Source organism: Streptomyces sp. NPDC048644, from assembly GCF_043199105.1.
In the GTDB taxonomy this organism is placed as follows: Bacteria; Actinomycetota; Actinomycetes; order Streptomycetales; family Streptomycetaceae; genus Streptomyces.
In genome coordinates, this window is sequence record NZ_JBICVO010000002.1 from 160193 (window position 1) to 172143 (window position 11951).

Below are 11951 nucleotides of genomic sequence, written 5' to 3' on the forward strand. Positions count from 1 at the left end.
GCGAGGGAGACGACGTTGGGGCGGCTCACCGGCGGGGATCCCTCCCTGCTGCGACGGATCAACTCGGCGGTGGTGCTGCACGCACTGCGCGCCGCGGACTCCCCCACGCTCACCGACCTCGTCCAGGTGACCGGCCTGTCAAGGCCGACGGTCGAGGGTGTGGTCGAGGGGCTCATGGAGACGGGCCTGGTGACGGAGGCCACCGCCGATGAGGGCGAAGCGCGGCGCCAGGGGCGGCCGGCCCGCCGGTTCCGTTTCCGCGCCGAGGCCGGGCATCTGCTGGGCATCGAGATCGGCCCGCACCGCGTCTCCGCCCTGCTGTCCGATCTGGGCGGGCAGGTGCACGAGTCCGCGCAGCGGCCGGTGGACGAACGGGCGCAGGCCGACGAACGGCTGGAGCGGGTGCGCGCCGTGGTCGCCGAACTGCTGCGCCGTGCCGGGGTGCCGCGCAGTTCACTGCGGGCCGTCGGGGTGGGCAGCCCCGGCATCGTGGACGCGGACGGCACCGTACGGCTGGGCACCGCGCTGCCGGGCTGGACCGGGCTGCGTCTGGGCGAGCGGCTGCGGCGCTCGTTCCGTTGCCCGGTGCTGGTCGAGAACGACGCCAACGCGGCTGCGGTGGCCGAGCATTGGAAGGGCGCGGCGGCCGGTTCGGACGACGTCGTGTTCGTTCTTGCGGGGCTGAGTCCGGGGGCGGGCGCGCTGATCGGCGGGCGGCTGCACCGGGGGTTCGGCGGGGCGGCCGGCGAGATCGGCGCGCTGCATCTGCTGGGGCGTGAGGTGACCCCGGAGAAGCTGCTGTCGACGACCGGAAAGCCCGTGCACCCGCTGGACGAGGCGCAGGTCGCCGAGGTGTTCGCACTGGCCCGCGAGGGCGACCTGCAGGCGCGGGACGCGATGGACCGGTTCCTCCAGCGGCTGGTGCACGACGTGGCGGCGCTGGTGCTGGCCCTCGATCCGGAGCTGGTGGTGATCGGCGGCTGGGCGGCCGAGCTGGCCGGCATCCTCGATCCGCTGCGTGACGAGCTGGCGCGCTACTGCCTGCGTCCGCCGCAGGTGACCTTGTCGGCGCTGGGCGAGGCGGCGGTGGCGACCGGCGCGCTGCGGCTCGCCCTGGATCACGTCGAGGGTGAACTATTCGCCGTGGAGAGCACGGTGACCGGCCGCAGGTGACCGGCCGGGGCGCGGTACGCGGCGGGCCCGCGGCGGCGTGCTGCGCGGCGCGGGCCCGGACGGCGTGCTGCGGGGTCAGCCCGCCAGCAGGGACACCGCTTCGCTCTCCCCGAAGGTGAGCCGGCAGGTGTCGGCGCGGTAGGTGGAGACCGCGACGGCTGTGGTGCGGTCGGCCGCGACGTAGCGGGTGGTGACGATCAGGACGGGGGCGCCGGGCAGCCGGTCGAGCGCCTTGGCGTCCTCCGCGCGGGCCGAGCCCAGTTCGACCGTGCGGTCCTGGCCCTCCAGCTCCTGCGCGTGCAGCGCGTGCAGGACGGCGCGGGCGCGGGCGGTGGGGCTGACGGCGGCGAGTTCGGAGCAGCCGGGTACCGCGGACGAGGGGACGTACAGCAGCTCGGCGGCGACGGGCTGGTCGTGCGTGACGCGGTTGCGACGCACGATGTGGACGCTTTCGCCGGGTGCCGTCTCCAGGAGGCGGGCGACGGCCACGGGGACCGACTGCGAGGTGACGGCGTCGACCGCCTGCCAGTCGTCGCCGGGGGCGCCGGGCCAGGTGTGGCGGGCGGGGTCGACGGCGACGCCGACCCGCGGCGGGGCGACGGTGGTGCCCACACCGCGCCTGCGCTGCAGTCTGCCCTCCAGCTCCAGCTGTTCGAGCGCCTGCCGCAGCGTGGCCCGTGCGACGCCGAAACGCGCCGCCAGTTCCCGCTCGTTGGGCAGGATCTCGCCTACCGCGAACTCCGAGTCCAGTGCCTCGCTGAGCACGGTCTTGAGGTGCCAGTACTTCGGCTCCGGCGCTGTTTCGAGCTGCGTGGTCCCCACCCTGTCCTCCGCATCGGCCGTTGCCCCGCGGGGCTGCGCTCCCCGGAGAGGTCCCCGCCCAGGGGCGGTCCGGTTATGAGCGCTTCTTTATTAAAGGTTGTTGCAGTATGCCGACGATATGTGCGCCCTCACCCTTGGTCAAGACCAATACGGGATCCGTTACGCGGACAGGGCGGGTGAGCGCACCGGGGCCGCCGGCCGGCCGCCGGTCAGGGGGCGTGGCTGCGCGCATCGGCCGCCCCGGTGACGGCGAGGGGTGTGCGGGCGACGGCGGTCGCCGCGGCGGCACGGCGGGCGCGGGACGGCGGGCGCGGTGGGGCCGACGGCGGCCCGCGGCCGGTCAGGTTCGGGTGAGCGAGACGAGCTTGTCGGGGTTGCGGACGACGTAGACGGTCTGGATCCGCCCTTCGGCGACGTCGAGCTGGATGACGGAGTCCGGCCGGCCGCCGCGGTGGGCCAGGATCGCGATGCCGCCGTTGAGTTCGACGAGTGCGTACTCCATGCCGGCCAGTCCGGTCCTGGTGACGCCGATGAGGAAGCGGCTCACCTTGTCCGCGGTTTCGATGATCCGCAGCGGCGCCTTGGCCTTGCCGCCGCTGTCGCCGACCAGTCGCGCGTCCTCGGCCAGCAGTCCGACGAGACCGGCCAGGTCCTCGCCGGCCGCCGCCGCCATGAACCGCTCGGTCAGGTCACGCTGCCGCTGGGGGTCGACGTCGAAGCGCGGCCTGCCGTCCTCGACGTGACGCCGGGCCCGGCCCGCCAGTTGGCGCACCGCGGGCTCGCTGCGGTCGAGGACGGCGGCGATCTCCGCGTAGGGGTGGCCGAACGCCTCGCGCAGTACGAACACCGCGCGCTCCAGCGGGGAGAGCGACTCCATCACGACGAGCAGGGCGAGGGTGACGGATTCGGCGAACACCGCGCGCTCCGCGGTGTCGGGCGCGGCCACGCGGCTGTCGGTGGCCAGCGGTTCGGGCAGCCAGGGTCCGACGTACGACTCGCGGCGTGCCTGGACCTGCCGCAGGCGGTCGATGGCCAGCCGGGTGGTGACGCGCACCAGATAGGCGCGCGGTTCGCGGACGTCGGAGCGGTCGGTGGCCGACCAGCGCAGCCAGGCTTCCTGGACGACGTCCTCGGCGTCGGCCACCCGGCCGAGCATGCGGTAGGCGACGCCGTGCAGCACCGGGCGGTGGTCTTCGAAGACTTCGGTCGCGTGGTCGGTCAGCACTCCTTCATCCCAGCGTCCCGCGGACGCCGTGTCCAGCGGAAATCGTGGCAGGGCGGGGCGTGGCCACGTGGTGTTCGGCACAGTGCCCGCCGCCTCACGGCCGGGCCCGCCACCCGCCGTACCGCCCAGTAGCTCTTGCTGGCATGGTGTGCCCCCACGAACCGCCGCGATTCTCCGAGGAGTTGCCATGGCCGTCCCGGTCTCCTTCGCCCGCGTCAGCCCCGCAGGGCGCCCGCCGTTCACGGTGGCCTACGAGCGCAAGGGCGCGGGCGAACCGATCGTGCTGCTGCACGGCGTCGGCCATCACCTCCAGGCGTGGCGGCCGGTCTGCGACATCCTGGCCGCCTCGCACGAGGTCATCGCCCTGGACCTGCCGGGTTTCGGCGTCTCGCCCGCGCTGCCGGGCGGCACGTCCTACGGCCTGGAGAGCGTGCTGCCGCTGCTCACCGCGGCCTTCGCGGAGCTGGGGGTCGAACGGCCGCATGTGGTGGGCAATTCCCTGGGCGGGCTGCTCGCCCTGGAGTTGGGGCGCGCGGGGGCCGTACGGTCCGTCACCGCGCTGTCCCCCGCAGGGTTCTGGACACCGGCCGAGCGGCGTTACGCCTTCGGTCTGCTGCGCGGGATGCGGGCCGGTGCGCGGGCGCTGCCGGAGCCGGTGGTGGCGGCGCTGGCCAGGTCGGCCGTCGGCCGGGTGGCGTTGACCGGGGGCATCTACGCGCACCCGGGGCGGCGTTCGGCCGACGCGGTGGCGGCCGAGACCCGGGCGCTGCGCGAGGCGCCCGGCTTTGGGCCGACGCTGCGGGCGGGCCGCGGGGTGCGGTTCACCGGCGATGTGCCGGACGTGCCGGTGACCATCGCGTGGGGCAGCCGGGACCGGCTGCTGCCGCGCCGCCAGGGGGTGCGCGCGAAGTCCGCGATTCCCGGTGCCCGGCTGGTGCGGCTACCGGGCTGCGGTCATGTGCCGATGAACGACGATCCGGCGCTGGTGACGCGGGTGGTGCTCGGCACGGTGGGCCAGGAGGCCGCTCAGGCAGGGGCCCAGGCCCGGCGGCAGAGCACCAGCCGGTAGCCGTCGGGGGCCTCCAGGGTGACGCCCCAGGTGTCCCAGTAGGGGTTGTGTGCGGCGACCCGACGGGCGCCGCGTAGCAGGACCGTAAACGTCGGGCCGCTGTCCTGGCGATCGGCCGGTGGTCTTGCGACCATGGCCCCGCCTCTCGGTCGCGGGGCGTAGGACGGGCGGTGTTCACCGGGTGTTGGGCGGCCGGGAACCGGGGCGCTGTACGAACGGAGCGTCACCCGGAGACGGTTCGAGTTGTGGAGGTACCAGATGGCGCAGGGATTCGGCGGCGGCTTCGGTCGGCGGGCGCTGCTGCGGGGCGGCGCCGCCGGTTCCGCGGCGCTGGCGCTGCCCGCCCTGTCCTGTGCCGCGCCCGCGCAGGCCCGCAGCGGCCGGCCGGCCGCCGAGTGGGGCGCGCAGGTCGGCGACGTGACGACGTCGTCCGGCCTGGTGTGGGTGCGGTCCGACCGGCGGGCCCGGATGGTCGTGGAGACGGCGGCCACCGAGGCGTTCCGCAATGCCAGGACCTGGACGGGGCCTGTCGTCGGGTCCGGCACGGACTTCACGGGTGTGACGGCGCTGCACGGCCTGCCGCCGGGCGAGCAGATCCACTACCGCGTGCTGCTCGCCGACCCTGACGACCCCCGGCGTACCGGCGAGCCGGTCACCGGCACCTTCAGGACCGCTCCTGCGCACCGCGGCCGGCGTGCGGGGGTGCGCTTCCTGTGGTCGGGCGATCTGGCGGGCCAGGGCTGGGGCATCAACCCCGACCGGGGCGGCTACCGCGTCTACGAGGACATGCGGCGGCTCGATCCTGACTTCTTCCTGTGCAGCGGCGACAACATCTACGCCGACAGTCCGATCGAGGCGAAGGTGACGCTGCCGGACGGCCGGATCTGGCGGAACGTGACGACCGACGAGAAGGCGAAGGTCGCCGAGACGCTCGCGGAGTTCCGCGGCGCGTTCCGCTACAACCTGCTGGACCGCAATCTGCGCGGGTTCAACGCGCAGGTGCCCACGATCACGCAGTGGGACGACCACGAGGTGCACAACAACTGGTATCCGGGGCAGCTGCTGGACGACGACCGGTACACGGTCAAGGACGCGGACGTCCTCGCGGCGCGGTCGCTGCGGGCGTTCGGCGAGTACTTCCCGATCCGTACGCTCCGCCCCGACCGCGGCGGCCGGGTCTACCGCGTGGTCGGGTACGGCCCGCTGCTCGACGTGTTCGTGCTGGACATGCGCAGCTACCGCAACGCCAACTCGCCGGGACGCCAGACCGACGACCCGCAGGGCATCCTCGGCGCCGAGCAGCTCCGCTGGCTCAAGCGTGAGCTGTCGCGTTCCCGTGCGGTGTGGAAGGTGATCGCATCCGACATGCCGCTCGGTCTCGTCGTACCGGACGGCAAGGAGAATGTCGAAGCGGTGGCGCAGGGCGATCCCGGTGCGCCGCTGGGCCGGGAGCTGCAACTGGCGGAGCTGCTGCGGCACATCAAGCACGCGCGGGTGACCGGCACGGTCTGGCTGACGACGGACGTGCACTACACGTCGGCGCAGCACTACGCTCCGGAGCGGGCGGCGTTCAAGGACTTCGCGCCGTTCTGGGAGTTCGTTTCGGGCCCGCTGAACGCCGGTGGTTTTCCGGCGGTGAAGCTGGACGGAACCTTTGGTCCGGACCAGCCGTTCGTCAAGGCGCCGGACCGGGCCAACACCTCGCCGGACGAGAGTCCGCAGTACTTCGGTGAGATCGACATCGACGGCGGCAGCGGGGAGCTGACCGTACGGCTGCGGCAGGAGGGTGGGAAGGTGTTGTTCAGCAAGGTGCTGCAACCAGGACGGGTAGGACAGTAGAGGCCAATGCGTCGATTGCGTCTTTTACCCGTCGGACACAATACGTTGGCGACCAGGCAACACCGGTCGGCAAGGCTGTCCGCATGACTCGATCCACCTCTGCCACGTCCGCCCGCCGCCCGCACTGGCGCCGGGACCTCGTCGAGCTTGCGGCCCTGTTCACCGCGGTCGCCGTCGCCGACGCCGTCGCCAACACCGTGGCGCACGGCCCCTCGGGCCCGGTGATGCTGTGCGTCGCCGCGACCGCGCTGCTGGCCACGGCCGGCTTCCACGTGTGGTGGTCACGCCGCCACGGCCACGCGCCGCCGGCGACCGATACCGGCGCCACGGCGCCGTCCCCCGCGACGGCCCCCCGGGCAGCCGCGCAGGGAACGGCGCTGTGGCGGATGCGCACCACCGTCCAGGACACTCCGGGCAGCCTCGCCTCCCTGTGCACGGCGCTGGCCGGGCGGGGCGTGGACATCCTCAGTCTGCAGACCCATCCCCTGTCGGCCGGCACGGTCGACGAGTTCCTGCTGCGCGCGCCGGACACGCTGGAGCCCGCCGGGCTGACCCGTACGGTGGCGGGCGCGGGTGGCACGCACACCTGGCTGGAGCGGGCCGACGCGCACGACCTGGTGGACGTGCCGGCCCGGATGCTGGGCCTGGCGACGCGTACGGCCCTGGATTCCGCCGAACTTCCGCTGGCTTTGCGCCAGTTGCTGGGACGTTGCACGATTCATTCGGTGCCCGCACGCTCGCTCCCCGGCCGCCCGGCGGCCGAACAGGTGCCTGCCGAGGGCGTTCTGGAGGACCACATCATGAGGTTCCGGGCTCCCTCCGGGGGTTCCCTGACCGTCGAAAGGCCGCAGTTGCCGTTCACTCCCACCGAGTTCGCACGGGTGCGGGCGCTGATCGAACTGGACACCCGGCTCGGACACCGGGTGCCGCCGCGGCGTGACGTGCTGACGCTGCCCGAGGGCAACGCGCTGACGATCCGCCGCGCCGACCCGGCCGACCGGCAGGCCGCCGTGGAGATGCACGACCGCTGCTCCGCCGCGACCCTCGGGCTGCGCTATCACGGCCCGGTCAGGGACGCCGACAGTTACCTCGGGCATCTGCTCAGCCCGCGGTTCGGGCGCACCCTCGCCGTGGAGAGCGCGTCGGGACGGCTGGTGGCGCTCGGCCATCTGCTGTGGGACGGCGACGAGACCGAGGTGGCGCTGCTGGTGGAGGACGGCTGGCAGCGGCGCGGCATCGGCGCTGAGCTGCTGCGCCGGCTGATGGCGATGGCGTCCGACGCCGGGTGCGAGAGCGTGTACGCGATCACTCAGGCGTCCAACACCGGCATGGTGGCGGCGATGCGGGGCCTGGGGCTGCCGCTCGACTACCAGGTCGAGGAGGGCACGCTGGTGATCACCGCGCGCCCGAAGGGTGTTCCGGCGCTGCGCGACGCGGCGGCGCCCGCCCAGGACGGCCCTGCGGGACGCTGAACGCCGACCGGTGACGGGCCGCCGGCCGCAACGGCCCGGCCCGGCCGTCCCCCGTCTCCGGGTTCAGTACCGGTTGACGCGGGCGTCCCTGCGGAGTGCCGCGTCGATGGCCCGTGCCGGGATCTTGGTGCCGCTCTGGCTGCGGACGATCCGTCCGGCGCTCGGTACCGCGCCCTTCTGCGGCCACGCGGCGTGGTCCCACAGCGCCGAGCGCACGAACGCCTTGCTGCAGTGCAGGAAGAGTTCCTCCACCCGTACCTCGACGGCGAGTTCGGGGACCGTGCCCTGCACGGCGAGCCGGGGCAGGTAGGGGGCTTCGGCGACGATCCGGGCGCTTCCGTTGACCCGTATCGTGTCGCCGACGCCGGGGACGAGGAACAGCATGCCGACCTGCGGGCGGCGCAGGATGTTGCGGAAGCTGTCGAGGCGCCGGTTTCCCTTGCGGTCGGCGAAGGCCAGGGTGTGATCGTCGAGCACCAGGACGCTGCCGGGCGGATCCCCGCGCGGCGAGACGTCGCAGGCGCCCTCGTCGTCGGCGGTGGCCAGGAGGAAGAACGGGCTGGCCTCGATGAAGCGGCGGGACTCCGGGTCGATGTGGTCGATGTTCTTCTCGACGACGGCCCGCATCGGTTCGCGGACGTATGCGCGGAGTTCGGATTCATCGCGTAGCACTCTGGTCACGGGTACTCGATCCCCTCCGAGCCATGCCGCACATGGCTGCCGTACTGATACGGGTGCCAGGCAGCGCCCAGGTCACGGCACAATTATGAGCAATTACTCGCTTCGGGCGCTACTCGCATTCCCCTCACCCCAGGAGCCCCCATGGCCTCGGACAGGCAGCGGCTGCAACCTCGCAAGCAGCCCCGGCAGGCGCGTGCCGAACTCACCCGGCAGCGCATCCTGGAGGCGGCTGCTCACGTTTTCGCCGACCACGGCTACGCGGCGGGCACCACGAACCGGATCGCCGCCCGCGCCGGGGTGTCGATCGGCTCCCTGTACCAGTACTACCCGAGCAAGGACGCCCTCCTCCTCGCGCTGACGACCGCCCACATCGACTCCGGCATGGCCGCCGCCCGACGCCTCCGGGCCGACACACTGCCCGACGCACTCGAAGACATCATCCGCGTCTTCGTACGGACCACCATCGGCAACCACACCGGCCACCCCCAGCTGCTGCGCGTCCTGCTGGAACGGGCCCCGCGCACCCCCGAGTTGATGGCGAAGATCTACGCGTACGAGGAGGCGAGCGTCGCCTTCGTCGAGGCGCTGCTCGGCCGTCATCCCGAGGTCCGGGTCGGTGACACGCACACCGCGGCCCGCCTCGTCGTCTCGACGAGAGAACTCCTCGTCCACCAGCTCGTCGCCCCGCCCGCCCCCGTCGACGTCCCCCGCTTCGAGAACGAACTCGTCGCGATGCTCACCCGCTACCTCACCACGGCCCCCGCCCCCGGGCCGCTCGGCTAGGGCGCTTAGGCTTTCCCGATGCCTCACGCGCTCATCATCGGCGGCACCGGCATGATCGGCCGTGCCACCGCACTCCGTCTCCTCACCGCCGGCTGGCAGGTGGACGTCACCGGCCGCGACCCCGGCCACCTGCCGCCCGAACTCGCCGCCGCGGGCGCCCGTTTCCGGCGCGCGGACCGTGCGGACGCCGGCCGGATGCGGGACGTCGTCGGCGACGGCACCGACCTGCTCGTGGACTGCGTCTGCTACACCGCGGCCGATGCCAGGCTGCTGCTCCCGTTGGCCAGGGAATCCGGCTCCACGGTGCTGATCTCCAGCAAGGCCGTCTACGTCGACGAGCACGGCTATCACTCCAACTCCGCCACGCCGCCCGACTACGGCGGGCCGGTCCACGAGAGCCAGGCCACCCTGGCCCCGAGCGACATCGACCACCGCTCCCCTGAGGGCTACGGCCCCAACAAGGTCGCGGCCGAACACGTCGCCCTCGACAGCGGGCTGCCCATCAGCGTGCTGCGCCCGTCCCTGGTCCACGGCGCCGGCGCGGCCAGGCCGCGCACCTGGGCCTTCGTCAAACGGGTCCTCGACCGGCGCGCCGGTGTGCTGCTCGCCCGCCGTGGCACCGGCACCGTGCACCCGACGGCGGCGGCCAACATCGCCGCCCTCATCGAAACGGTCGCCCGCAGGCCGGGAGCCCGCATCCTCAACAGCGCCGACCCCGACGCGCCGACGGCGCTCGACATCTCCCGGGCCGTCGCCCGGCACCTCGGCCACGACTGGACGGAAGTACTGCTCGACGACGACGGCGACACCGACCTCGGCAGGACTCCCTGGGACGCGCCGCACCCGGTCGTGCTCGACACCTCCGCCGCCGAGAAGCTCGGCTACCGTCCGGCCGGTGACTTCGCCACCACCGTCGCCGCCGAGCTGGACTGGCTCGTCGAGGCCGCCAGGACCGGGGACCGCGCCGGGATCCTGCCCGCCGCCGACGACCCGTATTTCCGCCGGATGTTCCGCTACGGCGCCGAGGACACGTATCTCGCGGCACACCGGGCCTGAGCCGGGTGCCGGGGAACCCCGCCACACGGTAAAACGACCGGAACGCCGGGCCACTTGGTGTGACGCGGAGGGGCCATCCGTACGAAGATGGCGGCATGTCCCAGAACCAAGCTTCCGGCGGGCAGCTGCCCCGCCAGATCTCCGACGCCTACGTCGACGCCCTCATCGAGCTGGACCCGATCACCGGCACCTTCCTCGGCATCCCCGAAAGCTCGGGCAGGCTCCCCGATCTGTCGCCGACCGGCCAGGAGGCGCTGGCCCAGCTCGCCCGTACGACGCTCGACCGGCTCACCGAGGCCGAGGCGCTGCCGGGCGCGGACAACGCCGCCGAGCAGCGCTGCGCCCGGCTGCTGCGGGAGCGGCTGACCGCCGAACTGGCCGTCCACGAAGCGGGCGAGGGCCTGCGGGCCGTCAGCAATCTGGGCTCGCCGCTGCACCACGTACGCGAGGTGTTCACCGTCACCCCGGCCGAGACCGACGAGGACTGGGCGGCCATCGCGCAGCGACTGCGGGCGGTCCCCGGCGCGCTGGAGGGCTACCGCGCCTCCCTCGACGCGGGACTCCGGCGTGAGCTGCCCGCAGGTCCGCTCCAAGTGACCACCGTGCTCGGCCAGTTGGACGAGTGGATCGGCACGGACCGCAGCTGGTTCGCCGAGTTCGCCGACGGCGGGCCGCAGACGCTGCGCGAGGAACTCGACGCGGCGGCCGAGGTCGCGACGGGCGCGCTCGTGGAGCTGCGGGACTGGCTGCGCACCCACTACGCGCCGGCCGTCGAAGGCGCCCCCGACGTGCTGGGCAGGGAACGCTACGCCCGCCTCGCCCGCTACTACAACGGCGCCGACCTCGACCTGGACGAGGCGTACCGCTACGGCTGGTCGGAGTTCCACCGGCTGCTCGCGGAGATGGAGACGGAGGCCGAGAAGGTGCTGCCCGGGGCCAGGACCCCCTGGGAGGCGTTGGCCTGGCTCGACGACAACGGCGAGATGGTCGAGGGGGTCGAGGAGACCCGGCAGTGGCTCCAGGACCTGATGGACCAGGCCATCGCGGAGCTGGACGGCACCCACTTCGAACTGGCCGAGCGGGTACGCCGGGTGGAGTCACGGATCGCGCCGGCCGGCAGCGCCGCCGCGCCGTACTACACCCAGCCGTCGCTGGACTTCTCCCGGCCCGGCCGCACCTGGCTGCCGACCATGGGCGAGACCCGCTTCCCGCTGTACGACCTGGTCTCCACCTGGTACCACGAGGGCGTGCCAGGACACCATCTCCAGCTGGCCCAGTGGGCGCACGTCGCGGACGAACTGTCGCGCTACCAGACGACGGTGGGCATGGTCAGCGCCAACGCCGAGGGCTGGGCGCTGTACGCCGAGCGGCTGATGGACGAGCTGGGGTTCCTCGCCAACGCCGAGCGCAGGCTCGGGTACCTCGACGCGCAGATGATGCGTGCGGTGCGGGTCATCATCGACATCGGCATGCACCTCCAGCTGGAGATTCCCGCCGACTCGCCCTTCCACCCCGGCGAGCGCTGGACCCCCGAGCTGGCGCACGCCTTCCTCGCGTCCCACTGCAGCCGCCCGGCTGACTTCGTGGAGAGCGAGATCATCCGCTATCAGGGCATCGGCGGCCAGGCCATCGGCTACAAGCTCGGCGAGCGGGTCTGGCTGCAGGGCCGCGAGGCGGCGCGGGCCCGGCACGGCGCGGACTTCGACCTCAAGGCGTGGCACATGGCGGCGCTGTCCCAGGGGTCGCTGGGCCTTGACGACCTGCTCGTCGAGCTGTCCGCGCTCTGAGCTGCGGGCCGGCCACCATCGGGGCGGATGTGCGGATACCCGAT

The 11951-nt window shown here is 73.1% G+C and carries 11 protein-coding genes; 7 read left to right on the forward strand and 4 right to left on the reverse strand.

Annotated elements, in window-relative coordinates; all coding sequences use genetic code 11:
* Window positions 1-15 precede the first annotated feature (15 nt).
* Window positions 16-1173, forward strand: coding sequence for an ROK family transcriptional regulator (locus tag ACGFNI_RS04800; protein WP_393680606.1), 1158 nt, complete (start codon window positions 16-18; stop codon window positions 1171-1173).
* A 75-nt stretch (window positions 1174-1248) separates the two neighbouring features.
* Here ACGFNI_RS04800 and ACGFNI_RS04805 read toward each other — a convergent pair whose 3' ends face one another.
* Together ACGFNI_RS04805 and ACGFNI_RS04810 are read right to left on the reverse strand one after the other, a co-directional pair.
* A complete protein-coding gene (locus tag ACGFNI_RS04805; protein WP_393680607.1) occupies window positions 1249-1995 on the reverse strand; it encodes a GntR family transcriptional regulator in 747 nt (248 codons plus the stop codon).
* A gap of 340 nt (window positions 1996-2335) precedes the next feature.
* Complete coding sequence (locus ACGFNI_RS04810) at window positions 2336-3220, reverse strand: RNA polymerase sigma-70 factor (protein ID WP_393680609.1); 885 nt, start codon at window positions 3218-3220, stop codon at window positions 2336-2338.
* A 187-nt stretch (window positions 3221-3407) separates the two neighbouring features.
* Here ACGFNI_RS04810 and ACGFNI_RS04815 point away from each other — a divergent pair, with 187 nt between their 5' ends.
* Window positions 3408-4289, forward strand: coding sequence for an alpha/beta fold hydrolase (locus ACGFNI_RS04815; RefSeq protein WP_393680611.1), 882 nt, complete (start codon window positions 3408-3410; stop codon window positions 4287-4289).
* Here ACGFNI_RS04815 and ACGFNI_RS04820 read toward each other — a convergent pair.
* Entirely contained in the window at window positions 4247-4423 is a 177-nt protein-coding gene (locus ACGFNI_RS04820; RefSeq protein ID WP_393680613.1) for a hypothetical protein, read from the reverse strand. The genes ACGFNI_RS04815 and ACGFNI_RS04820 overlap by 43 nt on opposite strands.
* A 124-nt stretch (window positions 4424-4547) precedes the next feature.
* On the opposite strand from ACGFNI_RS04820, the gene ACGFNI_RS04825 reads away from it, so the two are divergent.
* Complete coding sequence (locus ACGFNI_RS04825; protein ID WP_393680615.1) at window positions 4548-6128, forward strand: alkaline phosphatase D family protein; 1581 nt, start codon at window positions 4548-4550, stop codon at window positions 6126-6128.
* An 83-nt stretch (window positions 6129-6211) separates the two neighbouring features.
* Window positions 6212-7600, forward strand: a complete 1389-nt coding sequence (locus tag ACGFNI_RS04830) for a GNAT family N-acetyltransferase (protein WP_393680617.1) — start codon at window positions 6212-6214, stop codon at window positions 7598-7600.
* 63 nt (window positions 7601-7663) lie between these two features.
* On the opposite strand, the gene ACGFNI_RS04835 is transcribed toward ACGFNI_RS04830, so the two are convergent.
* Window positions 7664-8281, reverse strand: a complete 618-nt coding sequence (locus ACGFNI_RS04835; RefSeq protein ID WP_393680619.1) for an MSMEG_1061 family FMN-dependent PPOX-type flavoprotein — start codon at window positions 8279-8281, stop codon at window positions 7664-7666.
* Window positions 8282-8422: 141 nt separating this feature from the next.
* Here ACGFNI_RS04835 and ACGFNI_RS04840 point away from each other — a divergent pair, with 141 nt between their 5' ends.
* The 3 genes from ACGFNI_RS04840 (at window position 8423) to ACGFNI_RS04850 (ending at window position 11907) form a co-directional block, all read left to right on the forward strand.
* On the forward strand, window positions 8423-9064 hold the full coding sequence (locus tag ACGFNI_RS04840; RefSeq protein ID WP_393680621.1) for a TetR/AcrR family transcriptional regulator: 642 nt from the start codon (window positions 8423-8425) through the stop codon (window positions 9062-9064).
* 18 nt (window positions 9065-9082) lie between these two features.
* A complete protein-coding gene (locus tag ACGFNI_RS04845; protein ID WP_393680623.1) occupies window positions 9083-10120 on the forward strand; it encodes an NAD-dependent epimerase/dehydratase family protein in 1038 nt (345 codons plus the stop codon).
* Window positions 10121-10215: 95 nt separating this feature from the next.
* Window positions 10216-11907, forward strand: a complete 1692-nt coding sequence (locus ACGFNI_RS04850) for a DUF885 domain-containing protein (protein ID WP_393680625.1) — start codon at window positions 10216-10218, stop codon at window positions 11905-11907.
* Window positions 11908-11951: the final 44 nt, after the last annotated feature.